This is a genomic window from Pandoraea oxalativorans, from assembly GCF_000972785.3.
Classification (GTDB): domain Bacteria; phylum Pseudomonadota; class Gammaproteobacteria; order Burkholderiales; family Burkholderiaceae; genus Pandoraea; species Pandoraea oxalativorans.
In genome coordinates this window covers 1,901,854-1,927,304 of sequence record NZ_CP011253.3, presented here as the reverse complement: position 1 = coordinate 1,927,304, position 25,451 = coordinate 1,901,854, and the positions used below count along the sequence as shown (strand labels likewise).

25 protein-coding genes are annotated in these 25,451 nt (G+C 62.4%); 7 read left to right on the top strand and 18 right to left on the bottom strand.

Annotated elements, in window-relative coordinates:
• Positions 1-121 precede the first annotated feature (121 nt).
• Positions 122-847 carry a lipoprotein-releasing ABC transporter ATP-binding protein LolD gene (lolD, locus tag MB84_RS08715; protein ID WP_046291499.1) on the bottom strand — a complete coding sequence of 242 codons (726 nt, stop codon included), beginning with the start codon at positions 845-847 and terminating at the stop codon, positions 122-124.
• Positions 840-2,093, bottom strand: a complete 1,254-nt coding sequence (locus tag MB84_RS08710) for a lipoprotein-releasing ABC transporter permease subunit (RefSeq protein ID WP_046291498.1) — start codon at positions 2,091-2,093, stop codon at positions 840-842. Before MB84_RS08710 ends, lolD begins: the two co-directional genes overlap by 8 nt.
• Before the next feature lie 182 nt (positions 2,094-2,275).
• Here MB84_RS08710 and MB84_RS08705 point away from each other — a divergent pair, with 182 nt between their 5' ends.
• Together MB84_RS08705 and recJ are read left to right on the top strand one after the other, a co-directional pair.
• Positions 2,276-3,355, top strand: a complete 1,080-nt coding sequence (locus MB84_RS08705; RefSeq protein WP_046291497.1) for a hypothetical protein — start codon at positions 2,276-2,278, stop codon at positions 3,353-3,355.
• Positions 3,352-5,049, top strand: a complete 1,698-nt coding sequence (gene recJ, locus MB84_RS08700) for a single-stranded-DNA-specific exonuclease RecJ (RefSeq protein ID WP_046291496.1) — start codon at positions 3,352-3,354, stop codon at positions 5,047-5,049. The genes MB84_RS08705 and recJ overlap by 4 nt, the downstream gene beginning before the upstream one ends.
• Here the strand turns inward: recJ and MB84_RS08695 are convergent.
• A complete protein-coding gene (locus MB84_RS08695) occupies positions 5,040-5,966 on the bottom strand; it encodes a LysR family transcriptional regulator (RefSeq protein WP_046291495.1) in 927 nt (308 codons plus the stop codon). The genes recJ and MB84_RS08695 overlap by 10 nt on opposite strands.
• Before the next feature lie 336 nt (positions 5,967-6,302).
• On the opposite strand from MB84_RS08695, the gene MB84_RS08690 reads away from it, so the two are divergent.
• The 4 genes from MB84_RS08690 to lysS all read left to right on the top strand — a co-directional run bounded on the left by MB84_RS08690 (position 6,303) and on the right by lysS (position 9,787).
• The gene (locus MB84_RS08690; RefSeq protein ID WP_046291494.1) at positions 6,303-6,536 is read left to right on the top strand and encodes a hypothetical protein; all 234 of its coding nucleotides are present in this window, start codon (positions 6,303-6,305) and stop codon (positions 6,534-6,536) included.
• 102 nt (positions 6,537-6,638) lie between these two features.
• A protein-coding gene (gene prfB / locus MB84_RS08685) for a peptide chain release factor 2 (protein ID WP_211279360.1) occupies positions 6,639-7,743 on the top strand; the annotation gives its coding sequence in 2 pieces (ribosomal slippage) (positions 6,639-6,710 and positions 6,712-7,743; 1,104 coding nt in all).
• Positions 7,744-7,746: 3 nt separating this feature from the next.
• Positions 7,747-8,226, top strand: coding sequence for an Ivy family c-type lysozyme inhibitor (locus MB84_RS08680; protein ID WP_052653071.1), 480 nt, complete (start codon positions 7,747-7,749; stop codon positions 8,224-8,226).
• Positions 8,227-8,242: 16 nt separating this feature from the next.
• Positions 8,243-9,787: a lysine--tRNA ligase gene (gene lysS, locus MB84_RS08675; protein ID WP_046291493.1), complete on the top strand. Its 1,545-nt coding sequence runs from the start codon at positions 8,243-8,245 to the stop codon at positions 9,785-9,787.
• A gap of 100 nt (positions 9,788-9,887) precedes the next feature.
• On the opposite strand, the gene MB84_RS08670 is transcribed toward lysS, so the two are convergent.
• The 3 genes from MB84_RS08670 to MB84_RS08660 form a co-directional block, all read right to left on the bottom strand.
• Entirely contained in the window at positions 9,888-10,901 is a 1,014-nt protein-coding gene (locus MB84_RS08670; RefSeq protein WP_157122666.1) for a hypothetical protein, read from the bottom strand.
• A 245-nt stretch (positions 10,902-11,146) separates the two neighbouring features.
• Positions 11,147-11,749 carry a DUF1444 domain-containing protein gene (locus MB84_RS08665; RefSeq protein WP_046291491.1) on the bottom strand — a complete coding sequence of 201 codons (603 nt, stop codon included), beginning with the start codon at positions 11,747-11,749 and terminating at the stop codon, positions 11,147-11,149.
• 60 nt (positions 11,750-11,809) lie between these two features.
• The gene (locus MB84_RS08660; protein ID WP_046291490.1) at positions 11,810-12,988 is read right to left on the bottom strand and encodes a glycosyltransferase family 87 protein; all 1,179 of its coding nucleotides are present in this window, start codon (positions 12,986-12,988) and stop codon (positions 11,810-11,812) included.
• 383 nt (positions 12,989-13,371) lie between these two features.
• Here MB84_RS08660 and MB84_RS08655 point away from each other — a divergent pair, with 383 nt between their 5' ends.
• Positions 13,372-14,058 carry a glycine zipper 2TM domain-containing protein gene (locus MB84_RS08655; protein WP_046291489.1) on the top strand — a complete coding sequence of 229 codons (687 nt, stop codon included), beginning with the start codon at positions 13,372-13,374 and terminating at the stop codon, positions 14,056-14,058.
• A gap of 132 nt (positions 14,059-14,190) precedes the next feature.
• Here MB84_RS08655 and iscX read toward each other — a convergent pair whose 3' ends face one another.
• From iscX to uvrB, 12 genes are all read right to left on the bottom strand, one after another.
• On the bottom strand, positions 14,191-14,385 hold the full coding sequence (gene iscX / locus MB84_RS08650; protein WP_046291488.1) for a Fe-S cluster assembly protein IscX: 195 nt from the start codon (positions 14,383-14,385) through the stop codon (positions 14,191-14,193).
• Between the two features lie 50 nt (positions 14,386-14,435).
• A complete protein-coding gene (fdx, locus tag MB84_RS08645; protein WP_039399319.1) occupies positions 14,436-14,777 on the bottom strand; it encodes an ISC system 2Fe-2S type ferredoxin in 342 nt (113 codons plus the stop codon).
• Positions 14,778-14,799: 22 nt separating this feature from the next.
• Positions 14,800-16,677, bottom strand: a complete 1,878-nt coding sequence (gene hscA / locus MB84_RS08640; protein ID WP_046291487.1) for a Fe-S protein assembly chaperone HscA — start codon at positions 16,675-16,677, stop codon at positions 14,800-14,802.
• Positions 16,678-16,762: 85 nt separating this feature from the next.
• Positions 16,763-17,293: a Fe-S protein assembly co-chaperone HscB gene (hscB, locus tag MB84_RS08635; RefSeq protein ID WP_046291486.1), complete on the bottom strand. Its 531-nt coding sequence runs from the start codon at positions 17,291-17,293 to the stop codon at positions 16,763-16,765.
• A 94-nt stretch (positions 17,294-17,387) separates the two neighbouring features.
• Entirely contained in the window at positions 17,388-17,618 is a 231-nt protein-coding gene (locus MB84_RS08630) for a DUF3565 domain-containing protein (protein WP_245725518.1), read from the bottom strand.
• The gene (iscA, locus tag MB84_RS08625; RefSeq protein WP_039399326.1) at positions 17,599-17,922 is read right to left on the bottom strand and encodes an iron-sulfur cluster assembly protein IscA; all 324 of its coding nucleotides are present in this window, start codon (positions 17,920-17,922) and stop codon (positions 17,599-17,601) included. The genes MB84_RS08630 and iscA overlap by 20 nt, the downstream gene beginning before the upstream one ends.
• Before the next feature lie 29 nt (positions 17,923-17,951).
• Positions 17,952-18,359 (bottom strand): Fe-S cluster assembly scaffold IscU, encoded by a 408-nt coding sequence (gene iscU, locus MB84_RS08620; protein WP_039399327.1) that lies wholly within the window; start codon positions 18,357-18,359, stop codon positions 17,952-17,954.
• An 18-nt stretch (positions 18,360-18,377) separates the two neighbouring features.
• Positions 18,378-19,601: an IscS subfamily cysteine desulfurase gene (locus tag MB84_RS08615; protein WP_046291485.1), complete on the bottom strand. Its 1,224-nt coding sequence runs from the start codon at positions 19,599-19,601 to the stop codon at positions 18,378-18,380.
• Between the two features lie 31 nt (positions 19,602-19,632).
• Entirely contained in the window at positions 19,633-20,160 is a 528-nt protein-coding gene (gene iscR, locus MB84_RS08610; protein WP_039399331.1) for a Fe-S cluster assembly transcriptional regulator IscR, read from the bottom strand.
• A gap of 116 nt (positions 20,161-20,276) precedes the next feature.
• The gene (locus MB84_RS08605; RefSeq protein ID WP_046291484.1) at positions 20,277-22,385 is read right to left on the bottom strand and encodes a site-specific recombinase; all 2,109 of its coding nucleotides are present in this window, start codon (positions 22,383-22,385) and stop codon (positions 20,277-20,279) included.
• A gap of 218 nt (positions 22,386-22,603) precedes the next feature.
• Positions 22,604-23,080: a low molecular weight protein-tyrosine-phosphatase gene (locus MB84_RS08600; protein ID WP_046291483.1), complete on the bottom strand. Its 477-nt coding sequence runs from the start codon at positions 23,078-23,080 to the stop codon at positions 22,604-22,606.
• A gap of 55 nt (positions 23,081-23,135) precedes the next feature.
• A complete protein-coding gene (uvrB, locus tag MB84_RS08595) occupies positions 23,136-25,223 on the bottom strand; it encodes an excinuclease ABC subunit UvrB (protein ID WP_046291482.1) in 2,088 nt (695 codons plus the stop codon).
• Between the last annotated feature and the right edge of the window lie 228 nt (positions 25,224-25,451).

Genomic DNA, 25,451 nt, shown 5'->3' with positions numbered 1-25,451 from the left:
TCATGGTCTAGGACGTTGCCGAAAAACGCGTTCGCACGCCGTCCCGAAAATGCAAAACGCCGGGGAAATCCCCGGCGCTTCTCTGTCCGCCATGACGAGCGACAACTCGCCTTGCACAACCTTACGCGGACTCCAGAACCCCTTCGCGAAGACGCAAGGCCCGATCGCAACGACGCGCCAGATCGATATCGTGCGTGACGATCACGAAGCTGGTCTTGAGCGTCTCGGACAACTCCAGCATGAGTTCGAACACGGTCTCGGCAGTATGTCCGTCGAGGTTACCGGTCGGCTCGTCAGCCAGCACGCATGCGGGTTGCGTGACCAGCGCCCGCGCCATCGCGACTCGCTGACGCTCACCGCCCGACAGCTCCGACGGACGATGCTTCATCCGTGACCCCAGACCGACCCGCTCCAGCATCACCTGTGCCGCTGCGCGTGCCTGCTCGGTCGGCAGACGGCGGATACGCAGCGGCATGGCCACGTTATCCAGCGCGGAGAACTCGGCCAGCAGATGGTGAAACTGATAGACGAAGCCGAGCGACTGATTACGCTGCGCCGTCTTGTCGCGCTCGCGCAGCGACGAAAACGGCTTGCCGAGCAACGACACCTCGCCGCGCGATGGATCGTCGAGCCCGCCCAGCACATGAAGCAAAGTGCTCTTGCCGGAACCCGACGCGCCGACGATCGCCACCTTCTCGCCCGGCGCAACGTCAAGACTCGCCCCGTTGAGCACGGTCACATTCAACTGACCTTGCTTGAACGTCTTGTGCAGATCGCGAGCCCGCAACACAGGACCGTCGTAAGCCAGATTCGGCACCGGGGCCATCGATTGATTCGCATTACTCATAGCGCAGGGCCTCCGCCGGTTTGACGCGCGAGGCACGCCAGCTCGGATAGATCGTCGCAAGCGCCGAGAGGATGAAGGAGATCACCCCGATGCGGATCACGTCGGACGATTGCAGATCCGAGGGCAATTCGGAAATGAAGTAGATGTCTTGCGGCAGGAAGTGGATCCCCAGCAAATGCTCGATGAACGGAACAATCGTTCCGATATTCACCGAAATCAGACAACCAAGGCCGACACCGAGCAACGCCCCGGCAAAGCCGATCGTCACCCCCTGCACGATGAAGATCTTCATGATCGAGCCGGGCTGCGCACCCAGCGTTCGCAGAATGGCAATGTCCGCATACTTGTCGGTCACCGTCATCACCAGCGAGGACACCAGGTTGAACGCAGCCACCGCGATGATGAGCGTCAGGATGATGAACATCATGCGCTTTTCGGTCTGCACCGCCACGAACCAGTTCTTGTTCTGCTGAGTCCAGTCGCGCACCCACATGTTGCCGGAGAGCGTCTTGGCCAGTTCGCGCGCCACGAGCGGCGCCTGCTCCATGTCCCGAATTTTCAGACGCACGCCCGTCGGGCCGTCGAGTCTGAATAGCGTTTGCGCGTCATGCAGGTCGATCAACGCGAGCGAACTGTCATATTCGTAATGCCCCGCCGTGAAGATCGCGACCACCGTGAACTGCTTCACGCGCGGCAACACGCCTGCGGGCGTGATCGTCCCCTGAGGAGCCACGAGCGTGATCTTGTCGCCGATGCTCACGCTTAGCGCCCGCGCCAGCTCGCGTCCGAGCACGATGCCGAAGCTGCCCGGCGTCAGGTTATTCAGGGTGCCATCCGTAATTTGCTTACCGAGGTCGGAGACCTTCGCTTCCTCGCTCGGGACGATGCCGCGCAGCACCACGCCGCGCACGTTGTCGTCTCGCGTAAGCATGGCTTGCTCGCCCACGTAAGGCGCAGCCGCAATGACGTTCTTGTTTTGCAGCGCTTCGGCGGCGGTGCGCTGCCAGTCCGGCAGATTGCCGTCGACCGCGAAGACTTCGATGTGCGCCAGCACGGAGAGCATGCGGTCCCGAACTTCCTTCTGAAAGCCGTTCATCACCGAGAGCACCACAATGAGCGCCGCCACGCCCAGCGCAATGCCGGCCATGGAGATGAAAGAGATGAAGGAAATGAAACCGTTGCCGGATGATCGCTTGCCGGTGCGCGTGTAGCGCCAGCCGATCTGCCATTCGTATGGGAATTTCAAACGGATTCCTGATTCTTGATAAGGATCGATCGGAGCGTACCGGCGCCGGTTTGCAACCGCGCGGGCCCAGTACCCAAACTCCGCCCCCGGCCCCTGCCCGGCGCGGTGAATGGTACGTTCCGTACCTGACGTCAGGGTCACCCAACTGCCAGCGCGAAGTTTGCCATACAATTCGCCTCGACATGGATACACCTGCCCTGCACTTTCTCTTGCCGTTCGCGCTCCCCGCGTCGGCCCATTTGCCCGCACTGCTGGCCGAATTGGAGTTGCCCGCGCTCGAAAAGTTGCTCGCGCGCGGCGTTCAGTCGGCGCAGGACGTGCCGGAAGACCCGTTTGTCCCCACGCTGCCGCACGAACGCTGGCTCGCCGACGCTTTCGGGCTGCCCGGCGGCCCTGCGCGCGCGCCGCTCGCGCCGTTCATGTTGTTTGACGACAGCGGCGCGCTCGACACCCGGTTCTGGTACTGCGCACAACCCGCTCACATTCACATCGCCACCGACCATCTCGTGCTGACGGACCCGGCCGAACTGGCATTGAGCGCGGAGGAATCTGCCGCCCTTTTCGCGACGGCGCACGGGCTGTTTGCCGAAGAAGGCGGCGATTTGATCGCGCCGCGCCCCGACCGGTGGTATCTGAGCGCCCCCGCGCTGGGCGACCTTCTCACGGCGTCGCCTGCGCGCGCCGCCGGGCGCAACGTCGACATCTGGCTGCCTCAGGGCAAGGCCGAACTGACGTGGCGCAAATGGCAAAACGAAGTGCAGATGGCCTGGTACGACCACCCGGCCAATCAGGCGCGCGAAGCGCGCGGCTTGCCGCCCGTGAACGCGATCTGGCTGTTCGGCGGCGGTCAGCGCATTGCCGCGCCCCGCATGAATCGTCCGTGCGTCACGGTCCTGGCCGACGCCCCCGCCACGCGCGGATTGGCGAATCATATGCAGATCGCACTGCACCCAACGTCGGCGGGTATCGATGCTGCCGACGGCCGCACGCTGGTGCAAATCGACACACTGACATCGTATTTTCTGGTGGAAGACTGGGCACGCTGGCGCGACGCCCTCGTCGAGCTCGACCGTCGCTGGCTGGCACCGGCGTTGGAGCGTCTGCAAAAAGGGCAAGCGCGTGAAGTCGCGCTCACGCTGTGTGGCGACAGCCATTGCGTGACCCTTCGCGCCCGTAGCGGCGACCTTCGCAAGTTCTGGCGTCGCCAGGGGCTCACGGCACGCATGGTGCCGCTGGCCCGGCTAGGCGAGGAAGTGGCATGACCGATATCGTCACCCGACGCGTCGACGAGACGACCGCCGACACCCTCTCGCGTGACGGCGTCCACCCCGTGCTGGCCCGTCTGTTCGCCGCGCGCGGCGTCCTCGAGAGCACCGAGACCGAAACCGCCCTCGCTCGCCTGATTCCGCCGACGCAGCTCAAGGGAGCGCAAGAGGCCGCCGTATTCCTCGCAGACGCCATCGCCGCGGGCAAACGCATGCTCGTCGTGGCCGACTATGACTGCGATGGGGCGACGGCTTGCGCCGTGGCCGTACGCGGGCTGCGCATGTTTGGCGCGAACGTCGAGTATCTGGTGCCGAACCGCTTCGAATATGGTTACGGACTCACACCGGAAATCGTGACGCTCGCCGCACGCGGCAAACAAGGTCCGCCGGATGTCCTGATTACCGTCGACAACGGCATCGCCAGCCTCGATGGCGTGGCTGCTGCGCAATTGCTTGGCATTGAAGTCGTGGTCACCGACCACCACTTGCCGGGTAGCGAACTGCCCAACGCGCGTTGCATCGTCAATCCGAATCAGCCGGGCTGTGAGTTCCCCAGCAAGAATTTGGCAGGGGTCGGCGTGATGTTTTACGTGCTGCTGGCGTTGCGCGCCGAATTGCGTGGACGTGGCGCTTTCGACGCACGCGAACAACCGCGGCTCGATACGTTACTGGACCTCGTCGCGCTGGGCACCGTGGCCGACGTGGTCAAGCTCGACGCCAACAATCGCATTCTGGTGGCACAGGGCCTGTCGCGTATGCGCGCAGGACGGATGCACCCCGGCATCAACGCCCTCTTTCGCGCCGCCGCCCGCAACGCACGGCAGGCCGGGAGTTTCGATCTCGGCTTCGGTCTGGGCCCGCGCCTGAACGCCGCCGGACGCCTCGCGGATATGTCGCTCGGCATCGAATGCCTGCTGACGGACGACGACGCCCGCGCCTGGACGCTCGCGCAGGAACTCGACGCGATGAATCGCGAGCGTCGCGAAATCGAAGCGGGCATGCAGCAGGAAGCGCTGGCCGACCTGGCGCGTTTCGATCCACGTGCCGCGACCACGCTTTGCGCGTTTAACGAAACGTGGCATCAAGGCGTGATCGGTATCGTGGCGGCCCGCCTCAAAGAGAGGTTCTACCGCCCGACCATCGTGTTCGCACCGGGGGACGACGGTCAGATCAAAGGATCCGGACGCTCGATCCCCGGCTTCCATTTGCGCGACGCGCTCGACCTCGTCACCAAACGCGAACCCGGCCTGATCGGCAAGTTCGGTGGCCACGCGATGGCGGCCGGTCTCACGATCGCTGCCGACGCGCTGCCGCGTTTTCAGGCCGCGTTCGAAGCCGTCGGACAGGAATGGCTCGACGAGAAGACGCTCTCCCGCGTGATCGAAACCGACGGCGACATCGGTGACGATTGCTTCGTCCCACCCTTCGTCGCCATGCTCGACGCCCAAGTCTGGGGACAGGGCTTTCCGCCCCCCGTGTTCTCCGGCGAGTTCGACGTGCTCTCGCAAGCCATCCTGAAAGACAAGCACCTGAAGCTGCAACTCGGACGGGGCCGCATGCGCTTCAACGCGATCTGGTTCAATCACGCCGACACGTTGCCAAGCCGCGCGCAATTCGCGTATCGCTTAGCTGCGGACACGTTTAATGGCGTATCGCGTGTGCAAATGATCATCGAGCACGCTCAGGGCTGAACACGTGCTTCACCGAGACGTGTTTCGGGCTGCGCCTCTGCAACGTATTCACGCATCACGCGCAGGAACGCTTCGCGTGCCGGATGGACCTCGACGCCCCGATGACGAACGAAGAAGTTCGGCACCGAGGCGAGGTCTTCCATCGCGTGCCCGACAATGTTCGCTTCCTGACGGTAACGCAGGTAAATCCCCCGCGGCACCAGCGAATAGCCGACCCCCGCACCGACACACGCCACGATGGTTGCGTAGCTGCCATAGCTGAGAATGCGCCCCGGCGTGACCGCATTTGCGGCGAGCCACTGCTCCATCGTGCCTCGATACGGACAGCCCGGCGGCCACATGAGCAATGTCGCCCCCGAGAGATCGGCCGCTTCATGGACCCGCCCGGCGCGCGCTGGCGCCACCAGCACGATCGGCTCCCGGTAGATCTCGTCGGCCACGACCGACGTCTGCGCCTGTGCCTCCAGACACGCGGTGCCCGCGATCAGCGCGGCGTCGACCCGGCCGTGCTGAATTTCGTCGAGCAGATTCAGCGACGTATCCGTCACCAGATTCAGACGCACTTTCGGATAGGCCGCGTGGAACCTTGCGAGCACAGCCGGCAGTCGCGAGGTCGCGGACGATTCGATCGCGCCCAGCGAGAAGTCGCCGGACGGCTCGTTTGCCGGATTGAGCGCAGCGCTTGCCTCGCGCGACAACGCCAGAATGCGGTCGGCATAACCGAGCAGCGTGCGGCCGCTGGGCGTGAGTTGCAGACGGCGTCCCTGACGATGGAAGAGCTTCACGCCCACCGTGTGTTCGAGCGAGCGGATGCGCGCCGTCACGTTCGACTGAACGCAATGCAACGCCTCGGCGGCCCCCAGCACGCTGCCTTCGTCGACGATGGCCTTGAAGGTCTGAAGTTGCAGAAAGTCCATGACGATGCTCCGGGGGCGGCCAGCAGGAATTGAGGAATTGAGGAATTGAGGAATCGACGAATCGAGGCGCCGCGAAACAACGAAGGCAAATCGCCGGAATCCATTGGGGAGCGGCGGCTGCACCTGTCTGTCCGGGACAATACCGGGAGAATGTCGGGCGATTCGAATGTTAAGCGACGAATGACGTCACTTCAATAATAGTGAACAAAATCAGCTAAACAATTCACTTTTTCAGCGCATGGGAAAGGAATAAGCTTCGGGTTATCCCTAATGCGACGTCAGCCATGACATCCCGTCTCCGGCCTGCACGCCGCGCCCTGTGAAGGAAATCACATCATGTATCGCCCTCTGTCCGCCGCTGCCGATCTGAACGCCACCGTGAACGCCACCGCGCCGGTCGTTGCTGCGCCGGTCACACCGCTCGGCCTGTTCTTCCGCGCCGTCGATCAATGGCGTCTGCACTACGAGCAACAACGCCAGGTCGAAGTGCTCGCCACGTTCGACGATACGTCGCTCGCGGATGCCGGCTACGCGCGCGATGCGTTCGGTCTGCGCCACACATCGCGCTAAGCCACTGTCCGAAAGTCGTTGAAAGCCCCCGAAAAATGGGGGAAACGAGGGCTTCGCTGCGTTATAATTCCGGTTTTCCCGAATTTGCAAACGCCCTAGCTCATGGAAGCCGAACGCCTCAACGCCCTCGAATCCCTGCTCGCCGACCTGCGCACCCGCGTTGGCGAGCTCAGGGGGTATCTTTGACTTCGATGTCAAGCAAGCTCGCCTGACGGAAGTCAACAAGGAACTCGAAGATCCCAACATCTGGAACGATTCCAAACGCGCCCAGGCACTGGGCAAGGAAAAGAAGGCGCTCGACAGCGTGGTCACCAACCTGACCGAGCTCGACACCGGCCTTTCCGACACGCAGGAATTGTTCGACATGGCCCGCGACGAGGGCGATGAAGACTCGCTCCTGGCGCTCGAAAGCGACACGCAGGGTCTCGCCGCGCGCGTGGGTGACATGGAGTTCCGCCGGATGTTCAACAACCCGGCCGATCCGAACAACTGCTTCATCGACATCCAGGCCGGCGCCGGCGGCACCGAAGCCAACGACTGGGCCGGCATGCTGCTGCGCCAATACCTCCGCTACTGCGAACGCAAGGGCTTCAAGGCCGAAGTGCTCGAAGTGTCGGACGGTGACGTCGCCGGCATCAAGAGCGCCTCGCTCAAGGTCACGGGCGACTACGCCTACGGCTATCTGCGTACCGAGACCGGCGTTCACCGTCTGGTGCGCAAATCGCCGTTCGACTCGTCGGGCGGCCGTCACACCTCGTTTGCCAGCCTGTTCGTCTATCCGGAAGTGGATGACTCGATCGAAATCGACATCAATCCGGCCGACGTGCGTACCGACACCTATCGCGCGTCGGGCGCGGGTGGCCAGCACATCAACAAGACCGACTCCGCCGTGCGTCTGACGCACCTTCCGACGGGTATCGTCGTCGCCTGCCAGAACGACCGTTCGCAGCACCGAAACCGCGCCGAAGCGTGGGACATGCTCCGCTCGCGTCTGTTCGAACACGAGATGCGCAAGCGCCGTGCCGAGCAGGACAAGCTCGAATCGAGCAAGACCGACGTGGGTTGGGGTCACCAGATTCGCTCGTACGTGCTCGACCAGTCGCGTGTGAAGGATTTGCGTACCAGTGTGGAAACCGGCAACACCGGCAAGGTGCTCGACGGCGACCTGGACGACTTCATCTCGGCGAGCCTCAAGCAGGGAGTGTAAGGAATGGCGTTTGTCCGCACGCTAGCCGTGTGGGTGGTGAGTGCGCTGTGTCTTCAGCGCGCCGCCGTGGCTGCCCCGGCGAGTACGCCGGGTGCACCGGGTGCGAATCCCGAGACGGGACCGTATCTGCATGAACTGCTCAAGCGCCCGGATTTCTCGGGCGCTTATGCACGCATCGTTGCACCGCGCAATGTGCCCGCGTGGGTGCGTCAGGGGGGAACCTCGACGCCGTCGCAACGGGTGAGCGTCGCCGGCAAGCCCTGGTTGCTGGTGCAGAGCTGCAAGCCGCACGACTGCCCTAGCGAGTACGTCCACATTTTGTACGAGCCGCGCTCGCAGTCGATCGCGGCGCTGTTTGTGCGGGACCCGAGCGCTGCGGCCAATGCCAGCCCGCATCAGGATCGCACCGAATTGATCTGGCTGGGCGCGCCCGATGGCTCGCTCAAGAATGCGCTGCTCCACACGCTGCGTTTTACCGAATAACTTCATCGCTCGCATCATGACCGATCAAAACACTCCGGCCGACTCGGCCAATCAGGCCAACGACCTGCCGCAGGACGACAACAAGCTCATCGCCGAGCGTCGCGAGAAGCTGACGGCGATCCGCGCGGGCGGCGTTGCGTTTCCGAACGACTTCCGTCCCGAACAGCACGCCGGCGATCTCCAAACCCGCTATCAGGGCGTGGAGAACGAAGCGCTCGAAGCCGAGCCCATCGCGGTGTCGGTGGCCGGTCGCATGATGCTCAAGCGCGTGATGGGCAAAGCCGCTTTCGCTACCGTGCAGGACGGCAGCGGTCAGATCCAGTTCTTCATCGGGCGCGACGACGTCGGTGCCGATTCGATGACCGCCTTCAAGGGCTGGGACATCGGCGACATCATCGCGGCAACCGGTACGTTGTTCCGCACCCGCACCGGCGAACTGTCGGTCAAGGTCAAGGAACTGCGACTGCTCGCCAAGGCACTGCGTCCCCTGCCGGACAAGTTCCACGGTCTGGCCGATCAGGAAACGAAGTACCGTCAACGCTACGTCGATCTGATCACGTCGCCGGAGACGCGCAACACCTTCCGCGCCCGCGCGAAGGCTATCGCATCGATTCGTCAGTACATGACGAGCGCCGATTTCATGGAAGTCGAAACGCCGATGCTGCACCCGATCCCGGGTGGTGCGGCGGCCAAGCCCTTCATCACGCATCACAACGCGCTCGACATGCAAATGTATCTGCGTATCGCGCCTGAGCTGTATCTGAAGCGCCTGATCGTCGGCGGCTTCGAGCGTGTGTTCGAAATCAACCGTAACTTCCGTAATGAAGGCGTGTCGCCGCGCCACAATCCGGAATTCACGATGATGGAGTTCTACGCAGCCTATACGGATTACCGTTGGCTGATGGACTTCACCGAAGCGCTGATCCGTCGGGCTGCGATCGACGCACGCGGCACCGCGACCATCGAATATCAGGGCCGCGAACTCGACCTGTCGAAGCCGTTCCATCGCCTGACGATCGTCGAAGCGATCCGCAAGTACGCACCGGAGTACACCGATGCACAACTCGCCGATATCGATTTCGTGCGCGGCGCGCTGGGCAAGTACGGCGTGAAGGTCGACGCGCCGCAGTTCAAGAACGCAGGCCTCGGCGCGCTGCAACTCGCGCTGTTGGAAGAGACCGCCGAGAGCCAGTTGTGGGAACCGACGTTCATCGTCGATTACCCGGTGGAAGTCTCGCCGCTGGCGCGCGCCTCGGACACGCTGCCGGGCATTACCGAGCGCTTCGAACTGTTCATCACGGGCCGCGAAATCGCCAACGGTTTCTCGGAGTTGAACGACCCGGAAGATCAGGCTGCGCGCTTCCGTGCGCAGGTCGAGCAGAAGGACGCCGGCGACGAGGAAGCCATGTACTACGACGCCGACTACATTCGTGCACTCGAGTACGGCATGCCCCCGACGGGCGGCTGCGGCATCGGCATCGATCGTCTGATCATGTTGCTCACCGACAGCCCGAACATTCGCGACGTGCTGCTGTTCCCGCACCTGCGCCGCGAAGACTGATCGGAGGATGGATCGCGTTGACGCGGCATGACGTGTCAACGCTCATCTCATACCGCCCGGCAACGCAAAAGCCGCAGCCCTTTCGGGTTGCGGCTTTTTTTCATCGCCACAGGTAATTTAAGCGTTGCGAGATCCACGACTGTCCCCTGTCTTCGCCCGCCGCCGCCTGCAATTCAGGTGTGGTCCCCTCCACTTGCGCAGGCACCGCTATCGTCGATGTGTTCGTCACCGCTTCTGTGCAAGCTTCACGACGACGTGTGAGCGCATCCTCCCCTTCCCGGCCCACCACCGACTTCCGCCAGTCGGTCCCTGCACATGCGACGAGAACGTCGTTGATCTCGATCACCGAAACGGTTGCCGCTTCGCCCGCCTCCCCCATTCGCTCCACCGATCGAGTTACGTTCCCAAGACAATCGACAAGCCCGCCCGCATGCATGTGAAACGCTACGATGCGCGCGCAGATAGTATCCGCAATGTCCCCCTCTTTGCGGGTGGCAAGATGCGGAAGAATGGCGCGGCCAACTGCACAAAATAGCGCCGTATTCGGATCGGCTGCCCACATGGCTTCGTCGATCACCGGTATCACCGCGCGCCACGACGGGGCCAATGCACGCCAGCCGAGGTCGTACTCGAGCGCCGCCATCGTTCCCGGCTCGAAGCCCGGTTCACGGATATACACCGACGGTAGCGATAACGCCTCGACGGTAGCGAATTCACTGACGTCCACGTTTGGCGCTGCCGCCACAGGGGTGTCCGAGACCGCTGCGGCGTTCGCCTCCAAAGGTGGATGAATTTCGCGCCCCGGCTCTGACGCGCCTACACCGAGGCATGCCATACGCTGACTAATCTCCGAGGGCACGTCGCCCGCGCGAACGTTGGCAGGACATCCGTCTGCGGCACGCGTCGCGTCGAGCATCTCCATCCAGAGCACGCCAGCCCGGTGCCCTTTCAGAAACGCCACGCGGTCCGGTTCGGTATTCAAACGCATGATGGTGCGCCCGTCGATGTGCACCTCTACAGGCGCATCACGCGGCAGCAGCGCCCGACACGACGCGCGCGACACCGGTTCGGCGACGGCACGCAGAATCCGAGCGCTGTCGAGATCGGACGCCATGGTCATGTTCGGTGGGCGGTCGGAAGCTATCGGCGACAGTGCAGGAAGTCCGCCGCCGATTGAATTGAGAGAGGGAGCGGCATAGGCGCTTGCAGCGTGGCCCGGTATCGATGGCAAAGCTGGCATACGTAGTCTCCAATGACGGCAGCGAAATGTGCCGTCAATGAGTCTAGGTAGGCATCGATGTCACGTTTTCGGGTCGCGAGCAGCAGCTATGTGAAACGAGTCAATACAAAAGTCCGGTTTTAGAAAGCCGGACTTCCTCGATAAGCGGACGGCCAGTCGCCATCGAGACGCAACCAGCTACGCGAGATGGGGAGCACCGCACCGTTCGATGCACCCTCGACCAATTGACGCAGCGCCAGCGACGAAAGCGTCTTCGCGTCGGTGGGAAACGCCACGACGAAGGTTCGGTTCACGGCGATGGCCGCAAATTCCGTCGTCGCAAAATGCTCGACCATCGACTGGTAAAGATTGCCCAGCACGAGTGCACCGGCGGGGGCCATCCAGTTGCCTCGCGAGCCGCCGATCATCGTGCCGTCGTCCAGACGCGCAATACCGAACTCGAAGTGACGCGCCGTCCAGGCCCGCGAGAGATTCGCGGCGGCCTGCGCGAATACCGCTTCAAAGGTCAGGTCGGCCGTCTGCAGATCGTTGCCGTGCAGGCGTCGAAGTCCCGTGGGGCTATCGAGGACAAGCGTGACGAACACGTCGTCGGAAAATGGCTCGGTCACCTCCCCCTCGGGATCGTGCGCGTCAACCCACGCACGTTGCACGACGTACGGATAGATATGCGGATGGCTAGCCGCATCGAGCGGCGTATCAAGAGCGGGTAGCGTATCGATCATGACGGTGGGACAGGTCGATGGGAATGACGTTCACAGACAATGCGCGCCATTATGCGCGCGTCACGTCGGGCGCGGATGCGTCCATCGGCGCGCGCGCATCACGATCAGTATCATTAGCGTCGGCAGTACCCACACCCCCCACTGCCCCATCGGCGTCCACAGCACAGCGAGATACGCTTGCAGCGGCAACACCCAGGCAACCGCCAGCAGCAAGTCATCCAGCCGTTTCCATGGTCCGCGCGACACATCGGTTTGATGCGAACCCAGCCGTGCCTGATCTATCGGCACGGCAAGGCATAGCAAAGGCACGATCAACCACGCCAGCTCGTAGTAGAGCAAGTACGGTTGGACGAGAAGCGTAGCGACCATGGCGGCAGCCACGCGCAGCGGCAACGGCGCCTGTCTCACCCACAACCACGCCGTAAAGAGCACCGACGGTATCGCTACGAGCCCGTACACCACGTACGCCGCAGGCAGCGTCGCGCCCTGCAACCGCGCCATCGCAAACACCGTAGGCATCGCGTGCCAGATATCTCCCGCGCCCTGCTGGACGATGTCTGCGTTGAACGTTGCCACCGCCGCAAAAAACGCCTGCCACAATGGCCATCCGCCCCACAGCAGCGTGAGGGCGCAACAAGCGCCCCCTGCAAGCACCATCGCCCCTAGCGCTTGCCATTGTCTGCCGCATAGCCACCACAGGGGCAACAGCAGCGCGAACTGCGGCTTGATGACGAGCAAACCCGCGCACACCCCCGCCAGCAGCGGGCGCACACTCGCCTGAGTCAGTGCGACGGTCATCAGCAACAACGTCACGATGGAGTTCTGACCGACAAGCACGGCCACCCAAAGGCCGGGAAAGGCCATCACCACGCGCCACGGCCAACCGGCCCATCGTCGCCATTGCATCACCGCCAACGCAAACAACGCGACGCTCACGGCGACGTATATCGCGTACGTCCACGAATAAGGCAACCACGAGAGCGGCTGGATCAGCCATTGGAATGTCGGTGGATAGAGCCAATGCCCGAGTTCGGTGTAGGCAGGAAAGAACTGGAGCTGTGCGGCGTCGAGCGTGTCCGGGTGAAATGCCGACATCGGACCGAGATGCGTCGTCATCCAGGACACCGTCCAGTAGATACGCAGATCGTGGCCGAGCGGTGGCATGCCGTTCTCGCCGCTGCCGTCGCTCGTCAACCAACTCGCGGCCCACGCACCCAGTGCAAGCCACTGAACGAGCATGACGACGACGGCTGCGACGACGACCCCGCGTGAGAATGTGATGGCCCCCGAAGCCTTGCCTGGCTGCCGAAGTGGCCCACTTGACGTCACCGTCTGTCGATTCACGTCTTGCCTCCCCCACGGCTTGTTTCTTTTGTTAATTGCGCCCCGTCCGACTTGGGGAACGCTCGCTGTCACCGATGAACAATGTTTATATTTTTCAATAACTTAGAAAAACATCAGGATCGATCGGCACAGGTCGCAGCGATGCACATCTTACATCGCGTTACAAAATGAAACGGATGCCGCGCTTGCCGTGACGGAAACTTTTCTCATGCGAAATCGCCCGTGCACGCCAGCACGCAGAAGGGGATTCGCACTTACCGCACGATGGAGAAAAGAACATGGATAACGATGTGCAACCGCGCCGCATGCATCCCCTGGTCGCTGCCGCTGCTGGCAGCGTCGTCGTAGTCAGTCTGCTGGGCGTCGCCGCCATTACCGGCGTGCTGCCCGTGGCCAAGAGTACGGATGGCCCCGCGCCGTCGGGCAACAGTTCGCAATATGCGCTGACGTCGCCGCAACCGCCGTCGCTCTCGGCACAATCGCAATCGCAACCCTCCGCGACGACCGCCCCGCAGCAAGCGCAATATGCGACGCAGCAACAAGCGGCAGGGCGCGCCCCGGCTCCGCAGCCCTCGTATGCGCAACAAACGGCAGCACCGGCACAACCGACGCAACAGCAAGCCGCAGCTTGCTCTACGTGCGGTACGGTGCAATCGGTGCAGCCGATCCGTACGGAAGGTCATGCCTCGGGCTTGGGTGCCGTGGGGGGCGCCGTTGCTGGCGGTCTGCTCGGCAATCAGTTCGGCGCAGGTAACGGCCGTACGGCAATGACGGTGGTCGGCGCGCTCGGCGGGGGTCTGGCCGGTAACGAAGTCGAAAAGCGCGTGCGCTCCGACACCGTGTATCGCGTCTACGTCCGCATGGATACTGGCAAGACGCGCTACTGGACCTATCAGTCCGAACCGGGTGTTCAACCGGGTGACCGCGTGCGCCTGGAAAACAACGGACTCGTTCGCGCAAGCTGAGGCGTCGGCGGCCTGTCACCGCCAGCACGAGCATTCGTCTCCCAGAAACACAAAAGCCGCTCTCCCGAGCGGCTTTTGTTTTGAGATGCGATGACTTACAGCGCATCCTTTCGTCTCTCACGACATCCCGACTTAGTCGGCTTCGTCGATCCATGCCAGTTGAATGGCTTCCAGGATCTTCTCGCCGGAACGATCCGGGGCATCGTCGAAACCATCGAGCGCGATCACCCACTTGTGCAGGTCGGTGAACCGCACATATTGCGGGTCGACGTCGGGATGCGCCTCAGTCAACGCAATCGCGATTTCCAGGCTGTCGGTCCATTTCATGGGGAAGCTCCTTTGTTGTCTCGTCACTGCACGAGGCCAAACGGCGTCGATCAGTGATTTTCCTTGGCGTGGTTGATCGTGTACTTTGGAATCTCGACCACCAGATCGGTGTCGTCGGGCATCAGCGTCTGGCACGACAGGCGCGACGTCGGCTCCAGACCCCAGGCCTTGTCGAGCAGATCTTCCTCTTCGTCTTCTGCGGCTTCCAGCGATTCGAAACCTTCGCGCACGATCACGTGACACGTCGTACAGGCGCACGACAGCTCGCAGGCATGCTCGATCTCGATGTGGTTATCGAGCAGCGCACGGCACACCGACGTGCCCGGCGCAACCTCCAGCACAGCGCCCTCCGGGCACAACTCGACGTGAGGCAATACAACGATTTGCGGCATGGCTTTGAATTCCGTGTGTGTCTTACAGTTTGTCGATATCCGCAACGCGTCGCCCGGCCAGCGCGGCACGGATACTCTTGTCCATGCGGCGTGCGGCGAACTCGTCGGTGGCGTGCGAAAGCGTTTCGGTGGCCGTCTTGATGGCGACCTGATCGTCGCCGCCAGCCTTCTGACGCAGATCGGCGAGTAGTCCGTCGATTTGCGTGCGCTCTTCGGCATTGAGCAGTTCCGGATCGGCCTGCAGCGCGCTATCGATGGCGACCAGCAGACGTTCGGCTTCCACCTGTTGTTCACGTAGCGCGCGGGCGCGCATGTCTTGTTCGGCCGAGCCGAAGCTGTCCTGCAACATGCGCGAGATGTCCTCGTCGGCCAGTCCGTAAGACGGCTTGACCTCGATGGACGCCGCCACGCCGGAGTGCATTTCCTGCGCGAACACGGACAACAACCCGTCGGCATCGACCTGATACGTGACACGAATGCGTGCCGCACCCGCCGTCATCGGCGGAATGCCGCGCAACTCGAAACGCGCCAGCGAACGGCAGTCGGACACCAGCTCACGCTCGCCTTGCAGCACGTGAATGGCCATGGCCGTCTGACCGTCCTTGAACGTCGTGAATTCTTGCGCGCGCGCCACCGGAATCGTGGCGTTACGCGGAATGATCTTCTCGACCAGACCGCCCATCGTCTCGACACCGAGCGAGAGCGGAATCACGTCGAGCAGCAGCCAGTCGTCGCCTTCGGCCTGATTGCCGGCCAGCAGATTCGCCTGCACGGCGGCCCCCAAGGCAACGACCTGATCCGGGTCAAGGTCGACCAGCGGTTCGCGATCGAAGAAGCTCGCGACAGCCGCCCGCACCTGCGGCATGCGCGTCGCGCCGCCCACCAGTACTACGCCCTTGACGTCTTCCGGTCCCATCCCGGCGTCTCGCAGCGCCTTGCGCATCGGGCCGATCGTGCGTTGCACGAGCGGTGCGCCCAGCGCGGTGAACTGCTCACGCGTGAGTTCCAACGAAAGGTTGCGATCCCCGGACAACGTCACGCTAAGGGGCGCTTGCTCGGCATCCGTGAGCGCCTCCTTCACGGTACGTGCGTGGTCCAGCAAACTGCGTACGTCTTCGGGCGTCAGCGACGCCGTTTCGATACCGGCGCTCTGCACCGCCCAGCGGTAGATGGCCAGGTCGAAGTCGTCGCCACCCAGCGCCGAATCGCCGCCCGCGGCGAGGACTTCGAACACGCCCTTCGTCAGACGAAGGATCGAGATGTCGAACGTACCACCGCCGAGGTCATAGACCGCGTAGAGTCCTTCGGCTGCGTTGTCCAAACCGTACGCAATCGCAGCTGCCGTCGGCTCGTTGAGCAGGCGCAGGACATTGAGACCGGCCAGACGCGCGGCGTCTTTGGTCGCTTGCCGCTGCGCATCGTCAAAGTACGCGGGCACCGTAATCACGGCACCGACGAGATCGTCGCCCAGGGTGTCTTCGGCGCGCTGACGCAGCGTCGCGAGAATCTCGGCGGACACTTCCACCGGGCTCTTCACGCCACCTGCCGTGTTCATCTGCACCATGCCCGGCGCGTCGACGAAATCGTAGGGGGCGTTGTCTGCGTGGGCGACGTCAGCGAGACCCCGGCCCATGAATCGCTTGACGGAGATAATGGTGTTGCGCGGATCGGTGGCGGCAGCCGTCTTGGCGTCGTACCCGATCTGCGTGCGGTGACCGCCCAGATAACGGACGACGGACGGCAGCAATACGCGCCCCTGATCGTCGGGGAGGACTTCGGCCACACCGCTGCGCACGGAGGCCACGAGCGAATGCGTCGTGCCCAGATCGATGCCCACGGCGAGTCGCCGCTGGTGCGGCGCGGGGGACATGCCGGGTTCGGAAATTTGCAGAAGGGCCATGACTTTGCAATGCGGGCGACGCGTGAGCGCGTCACCCTGTTCTCAAGCAGTTCTCAATGACATGTGACGGCGCCGCACCGGGCCATCACGCGTTTTCCAGCATTTCGATGCGCTGCGCGATATCTTCCTCGGCGCGCGCAATGAACATCAGTTGCCGCACGGCTTCCGCCGCAGGCTGCCAGGCCGCGCTGTCGAGCCAGTCGCCCAGCTTCGACAGCCGCACGCGACGGTCGTCGCGCAAGGACCTGGCAAGCGCGTCGAGCGCGCCAATATTGCGAGCCGCGACAGCGTCGTCGATCGCTTCGCGCCACTCCATCTGCTGCATCAGGAAGTCGGGGGCCATCGCGGTATTGTTCTCCGCGCCCACATCGATACCCTGCAACGTCAGCAAATAAGTCGCGCGCTGCAACGGATCACGCAGCGTACGGTACGCCGCATTCGCCTGTGCGGCCCATTGCATGGCCACGCGACGCTCTGCGTCGCTCGCACTTGCGAACCGGTCCGGATGCACGCGCGATTGCACCGCACGATAGGCTGCCTCCAGCGCTTCGGCATCGAGCGCGAAGCCCTGCGGCAGATCGAACAGCGTGAAATAGTTGTCAGTCAATGCACTCATCGCGCTCCGGGCTCGCATTCGGCCCGTAAAAAAAGCGGCTCGCGCCGCCTTGTTGCCTACGCTACTACGCCCCGCTTGCCAGACCGACCCAGCTTCATTCGTCGACTGGCTCGCCGCGCTCGCACTTGCGGCACGGCAACTCGCTGCCCAGCATCGCTTCGCGGCCTTCCGGGCTTTGCGTCCACGTCCGGATCTGCCACGGAGGCAGATGCCGGACATGTTGCCCATGCCCGCACGCGAGTCGCGCGACCCACTGGCCTTCGTCGTCGTGCCGAAACCCGATGATCTCGCGCAGCGGTGCAGCCTCAGACGCGGAACGACTCACCGCAGCCGCACTCGTCCTTGACGTTCGGATTGTTGAAGCGAAATCCTTCGTTCAGGCCTTCGCGCGCGAAGTCCAGCTCGGTGCCATCGATGTACGGCAGGCTCTTCGGATCGACGATCACCTTCACGCCGTGGCTTTCGAAGACTGTGTCTTCACCCGCCACGTCGTCGGCGTACTCCAGCTTGTAGGCCAGGCCCGAGCAGCCGGTCGTCTTCACGCCCAGCCGCAGGCCCACGCCCTTGCCGCGCCGCGTCAGATAACGCGTAACGTGCTGCGCGGCCTTCTCGGTCAATGTAACGGCCATCTTGCCTGATTCCTTATTCGTCGCGCTGCTTAGGCAGCCTGAGCGGCATCGGCCGACTGGCCGTGCTTCTGCTTGTAGTCGGCAACCGCCGCCTTGATGGCGTCTTCGGCCAGAATCGAGCAGTGAATCTTCACCGGCGGCAAAGCCAGTTCCTGCGCGATTTCGGTGTTCTTGATTTCGAGCGCCTGATCCAGCGTCTTGCCCTTGACCCACTCGGTCACCAGCGACGACGACGCAATTGCCGAGCCGCAACCGTAGGTCTTGAACTTGGCGTCTTCGATCACGCCGGCTTCGTTCACGCGGATCTGCAGCTTCATCACGTCGCCGCAGGCCGGTGCGCCGACCATGCCCGTACCAACGGCGTCGTCGCCCTTCTCGAACGAACCGACGTTACGCGGGTTTTCGTAGTGATCCAGAACTTCCTTGCTGTACGACATGGCTAACTCCTTGAATACTCAGTGTGCGGCCCATTGGATCGAATTCAGATCGACCCCGTCCTTGTACATTTCCCACAGCGGCGACAGATCGCGCAGCTTGCCGATCTTGCTCTTGAGCAGTTCGACCACATAGTCGACTTCCTGCTCGGTCGTGAAACGACCCACCGTGAAGCGAATCGAGCTGTGCGCCAGTTCGTCGTTGCGACCCAGCGCGCGAAGCACGTACGAAGGCTCGAGCGAGGCCGACGTGCACGCCGAACCCGACGACACCGCCACATCCTTGATCGCCATGATCAGCGACTCGCCTTCGACAAAATTGAAGCTGATGTTCAGGTTGTGCGGGACACGTTGTTCCATGTCGCCGTTCACATACACCTCTTCCATCTCCGTCAGGCCCTTGAGCAGACGATCGCGCAGCATACGCACGCGCTCGTTCTCGACGGCCATCTCTTCACGAGCCAGACGGAACGCCTCGCCCATGCCGACGATCTGGTGCGTAGCGAGCGTGCCCGAACGCATACCGCGCTCATGACCGCCACCGTGAATCTGTGCTTCGATACGCACGCGCGGCTTGCGACGCACGTACAACGCGCCGATACCCTTCGGGCCGTACGTCTTGTGCGCCGAGAACGACATCAGGTCGACCTTCAGTGCGGCCAGATCGATCGGCATCTTGCCGGTCGCTTGCGCAGCGTCAACGTGGAAAATGATGCCCTTCTCGCGGCAGATCTCGCCAAGCGTGGCGATGTCCTGAATCACGCCGATTTCGTTGTTCACGGCCATGATCGACACGAGAATCGTGTCCGGACGCAGCGCCGCCTTGAAGACTTCCAGATCCAGCAGGCCGTCGTCCTTGACGTCCAGATAGGTCACTTCGAAGCCTTCGCGCTCCAGCTCACGCATCGTGTCGAGCACAGCCTTGTGCTCGGTCTTCACGGTGATGAGGTGCTTGCCCTTGCCTTGATAGAAGTGTGCCGCGCCCTTGATGGCGAGGTTATTCGACTCGGTCGCGCCCGACGTCCACACGATTTCGCGCGGATCGGCATTCACCAGCTTGGCGACTTCCTCGCGAGCCTCTTCCACGGCCTTCTCCGCAGCCCACCCGAACGAGTGGCTGCGCGACGCCGGGTTGCCGAACTGCTCGCGCAGGAAAGGCAACATCTTGTCCACGACGCGCGGGTCAATCGGCGTCGTGGCGCTGTAATCCATGTAGATGGGGAGGTTGAGGGTGTCGTTTTTCATGGGGTGCTCCAGGATCGTGCCGTGGCGCCTGTTATGAACGGGCCATATCAAAGACCGAATTGGGGATACGCGTCGTCATCGTCTGGTTATTGTTGCCAGACTCGCGCGTGTCGCGCAGCACAGCCTGTTGGGCTTGCTTGCTGCGCTGCTGCTCGACGAGGTCACGCAGGGAAACGGAATCGAGATACTCAACCATCTTCTGGTTGAGCGTCGCCCACAGTTCATGCGTCATGCAGTGGCCGCGATGGCCGTCCTGGCCCTTCTCGCAATTGCCCTTGCTGCCGCACTGTGTGGCGTCGAGCGGTTCGTCGACCGCAATGATGATGTCGGCGACCGTCACCTCTTCTGCGCGGCGCGCAAGACTGTAACCACCGCCCGGACCACGCACGCTCTCCACGATTTCGTGGCGGCGAAGCTTTCCGAACAGTTGCTCCAGATAAGAGAGCGAAATTCGCTGACGCTGACTAATGCCCGCAAGCGTCACGGGACCCGCGTCCTGGCGCATGGCCAGGTCGATCATCGCCGTGACGGCGAAACGGCCTTTCGTGGTAAGTCTCATGATGATGCAGGGGATTAATCTCGACTATTTTCGTCAAGTATAAATTCCCTACGAATTTAGTCAAGTACTTCTGGCTCATTTTTTGCAGAAGTTCCCTCGTCCGCCTGTGAAAGTTCTTATTTTTCGGGACGGGCTTCCGACCGGGGCGAGCCTAGGGGAAACAGCAGCACCAGGGGATTGCGTAACACAGCGCGCCAGATGGCGCGGTGAATTTGCCGACGGTCTCCCAACCGCAGTGGACGCGATCGAAGCGCCATATGGAATGCTAACGCAAAACTGACACCGACGTTGAGCAGCCCCATGGCCGCCACACCGGCGAACGCCAGCCACAGCGCAGGGTCGTGAAGCACGGAACCACCCAACACGCCAATCGAAGTCGCGATCGCTCCGGTCGACAGGGTCACGTGACGGACCTCGAACGGCAAAGCAAATGCCGTCAGCACGGCCGGCACGAGTCCCAGCATGAAGCCGAGCATGAGATTGCCCAGCACCGGCGCGATATGGCGTCGACACCAGTCGGCAAGCCGCGCCGCCCCTTGGCGTCCAAAAACGAAACGTAGACGGCGGTTGTACGCAAGAACGTCGCCAATGCCATGGAGGGCGAACCAGTTGTCCGCCCAGCCTGAAATCAGGCTGGAGCACCACAACAGCACACCGGTCAGCGCCGCAAAGAACGGCGTCACACCGAGAATCGAAAACGAGTTCAGCGTTGCGTGCGCTTTTTCCGGTGAGATGGTGTTTGCACCCAGCGCCGCCGACACCGCCCACTGCACCAGCAGGCAGAACGGGAAGACCATCGCCAGATTGCCGAAGATGGCTGCTGCCTGGGTACGCACCAGCGCAATCACCTCACCGACGAAAGCATCCATCCCCGCTGGCGTATTGACATCGTCGAGCTTGCTGGCGATGGCTGGCGCCGTCATGGCCGGTTGCTTGGTGGCCAGCGTGAAATGGCAAAAGTGCATGAACAGGAAACACAATGCGTAGTTGGCCCCGGCAAAGAAACCCTCCACCACGGTCGGGAAGTGGGCCCCGGCAATCATGAACTTGATATAGACGGTCACGACCGTCACCAATCCGCCGCCGCAGGCCATCTTCAACATCGAGAAATACTCGCTGCGATTGCGTGCGATGTAATGCTCGCCGGTCTCGGCACTGCGCTCGACGACCTTGCGCGCGAGCAAGCCAAACGACGTTCGCGCCAGTTCGCCCACGCTTTGACTCGCCCGGTTAGCCCTCACCAGGTCCGCGAGCAACCGTACGCGCGCTGTGGCCCTATCGCCGCGATCCCCGTAGGTCAGCCACGCCTCCAGCAAACGTTCGAGACGACGAATCCGCGCCTTCGCACGCTCGACCTGAAACACGATATCGACGCTGACACCGTTCTCGTCGAGGTGTGCATACACGTCACGGACCGCGCGGCCACAGTCGTCCAGCAATGCGCGAAAGACATTGATCTGCTGCACGAACAATTGCGACGGCGGCGCGCCGTGCGCGAACTCCTGACCGGCATCCTCAAGCGCCTGCATCGCGCGCCCGAGCCGATAAAACGGCGAATCGGTGACGCGGGAATACGTAAGACGCGAGCGGACGGCCTGTGAAAGCCCCGTCGACGCGATCTGGTCGACGAGGTGATGCATCGCGGCAAGGAGATCCTCGGCGAACGGATTCCAGTCCATGTCGTCGTCGTCCGCCTCGCCGTGATGAAGCAGCGCAATCAGATCGCCCAGCAACTCGGCGGGCAAGGCAGCGATCCAGTCGGCGGCATCCCCGTCGGGAAACATCAGAGAACACAAGGCAGAGAGGTCCCGTCGCGTTGGCGGCGGCGGAATCAGCGCTTTTTCGATGCGCTCGGCCAACGCCCCCCAAAAGCCAGGCCGTACCGGCATACCGGTGTCGCAGAGCAGCGAAATGGCATCGCTTTCGTTGATAACGCTACGCAGCGTGCGCGCGACCGGCAGTCGCCACTGTGGATTGCGCTCCAGCATTTGCAGTAAATAGCGTAGGCGCGTGTGCGGCCGGTATCGAGCGGCCTCCCCCTCTGCGCGCACTTCGTTGGCAATCGCGCCGCGCTTTTGTACCCAATGGGCCAACTCGATCAACCATTGATTGCGTACGGCCAGCGGCGCTGCGGGATCCGCGTGCGCGAGCAGTTCGTCGAGTTGATGGCCGGCATGGCGCGAGGCGCGCCACTTGCGCCAGTACAAAGTGAGCGAATTGAACATGGATCGGAAAGTGCGTAGTCAGCGACAGCGTCAGCGACAGAAACAGGAGGGACACGGGAGTCACAGGCACGTCTGGTGTACGACAAATCGCACTGCCCGGCCTCATCCCGTCAAAGAGGGTCGAATGATAGCCTTGTTGGGGCAACTCGCGAAGCGATCTCGTCACCGATCACGACGCACACACTGTTCCCCACAAGGATGCACGCGCCGCGAAGCGATCAGTCGGCCTGTCCCAAACGGACGAGCAGGCCATCAAGACCGTCTTCAATATAGTCGAGCACCGTCTCGAATCCTTGCGCGCCGCCGTAATAAGGATCGGGCACTTCAGTCGCGTCATGACGCGTCGCAAAATCCATCAACCGGACGATCTTGTGACGAAACGCTGCGGGGCTGCGTGCTGTGAGCTCCGCGACGTTCGCGTTGTCCATGGCCACGATCCACTCGAAGCGCTCGAAATCGCTCGCTTCGACGCGACGCGCCCGCAGTGCGCTCAGATCGTAGCCCCGCCGCTCGGCCGCCGCCTGCGTACGCTCATCCGGGGCGTGACCGATGTGATAACTGTGCGTCCCCGCCGAATCCACTGCGACGAGATCGGACCAGCCCGCTTTGGCGAGTCGGTCGCGAAAAATGCCGTCGGCACTCGGGGAGCGGCAGATGTTGCCCATGCAGACGAACAAGACGGAGGTTTTCTTCATTTAGATTCAGTTTATCGAAGGCGCGAGGCATCGACGTGCCTCGCTACCGTCATCTTCAGGCCTTCGGGCCCAATTCCGCCTCGCTGGCGCCATCGGTACCGAACACCAGCGCCTTGACGTGCAGCAACTGGTCTCGCACCTTGGCCGCCTTCTCGAACTCGAGATTACGCGCATGTTCTTGCATCTGCTTTTCGAGCTTCTTGATCTCGCGCGCCAGTTGCTTCTCGGACATGTCCTGATAGTGCGCTTGCTCTTTCGCCTCCGCCATTTCCGCCTTGGCGTCTTCCGGATCGTAGACACCGTCGATGATGTCCTTGATGCGCTTCTTCACGCCTTGCGGCACGATCCCGTGCGCTTCGTTGTGCGCCATCTGCTTGGCGCGACGACGCTCCGTCTCGCTAATCGCCCGCTTCATCGATTCGGTCATCTTGTCTGCGTACAAGATGGCGGTACCGTTCACGTTACGTGCGGCCCGCCCGATCGTTTGAATCAGTGAACGCTCGGCGCGAAGGAAGCCTTCCTTGTCCGCATCCAGAATCGCGACCAGCGACACCTCCGGAATATCCAGCCCCTCACGCAGCAAGTTGATACCGACGAGTACGTCGAATGCGCCCAAACGCAGGTCACGGATGATTTCTACGCGTTCAACGGTGTCGATATCGCTGTGCAGATAACGGACCTTCACGCCGTTATCCGATAGGTACTCGGTCAATTGCTCTGCCATTCGCTTCGTGAGCGTCGTCACGAGGACGCGCTCACCTACCGCCACGCGTTTGTTGATTTCCGAGAGCACGTCGTCCACCTGCGTACGGGCCGGACGCACTTCGATCGTCGGATCGATCAGCCCGGTCGGACGCACCACCTGCTCCACAATCTGCCCGGTACGCTTGGCCTCGTAATCTGCGGGCGTCGCAGAGACGAAGATCGCCTGACGCATCTTGCGCTCGTACTCGGCAAACTTCAGCGGACGGTTATCCAGCGCCGACGGCAGACGGAAGCCGTAATTGACCAGATTTTCCTTGCGCGCACGGTCGCCGTTGTACATGCCGTTGAACTGGCCGATGAGCACGTGGGACTCGTCGAGGAACATCAAGGCGTCCGGCGGCAAATAGTCGACGAGTGTCGGCGGCGGCTCGCCGGGCGCTGCCCCCGACAGATGTCGGGAGTAGTTTTCAATGCCCTTGCAGAACCCCAGCTCCTGCAACATCTCCAGATCGAAGCGAGTCCGCTGTTCGAGACGTTGCGCTTCGACCAGCTTGCCTTCCTTATAGAAGAAGTCGAGCCGCTCGCGAAGTTCGTCCTTGATCGTTTCGATCGCTCGCAGCACCGTCTCTCGCGGAGTCACGTAATGTGAGGACGGATACACCGTGAATCGCGGCACCTTCTGGCGCACACGCCCCGTGAGCGGATCGAAGAGTTGCAACGAGTCGACCTCGTCGTCGAACAACTCCACGCGCAGCGCCAGCTCGGCGTGTTCCGCCGGGAAGATATCGATGGTGTCACCACGCACACGGAACGTGCCGCGCCCGAAATCCGTCTCGTTACGCGTGTACTGCATCGCGATCAGTCTTGCGATGATCTCGCGCTGCCCCAGCTTGTCGCCCTGACGCACGGTCAGGATCATCTGGTGGTACTCGCTCGGATTCCCGATACCGTAGATGGCGGACACCGTCGCGACGATTACGACATCGCGGCGTTCCAGCAGGCTCTTCGTCGCCGACAACCGCATCTGCTCAATGTGCTCGTTGACCGACGAGTCCTTCTCAATGAACAGATCGCGCTGCGGCACGTACGCTTCCGGCTGGTAATAGTCGTAGTATGAGACGAAGTACTCCACCGCATTTCGCGGGAGGAATTCGCGAAACTCGGAATACAACTGTGCCGCCAGGGTTTTGTTCGGTGCAAACACGATGGCCGGACGTCCCATACGGGCAATCACATTCGCCATCGTGAACGTCTTGCCCGAACCGGTCACGCCCAGCAGGGTCTGAAACGCGAGCCCGTCATCGATCCCCTCGGTCAACTGGGTGATGGCCGTGGGCTGATCGCCTGCCGCAGGAAACGGGCAATAGAGCTGATAAGGCGAGTCGGGGAACGTCAGGAACTTGCTTTCGTCGAGATCGGTGTCAGCCGCAGGGGTCATGGCGGGGGCGCGAGCATGAGGGACGTAATCCGGCATTTTAGCGCGTCGGACGATTCCCTGAGTCCGATGGGTGACGGCCATCCCATCGGGCCACCGCAAACAACGCTGACGCAGTTCGCGGGAGGCGCCCGCGCGTCACGCCCCCCCTCGATTTCGTCAAATTCTGGCATTGCGTGGCAGTTTTCGTGCCGAAAAGGCACGATTTCGTGCGCAGCGGGCCGGTGTTTA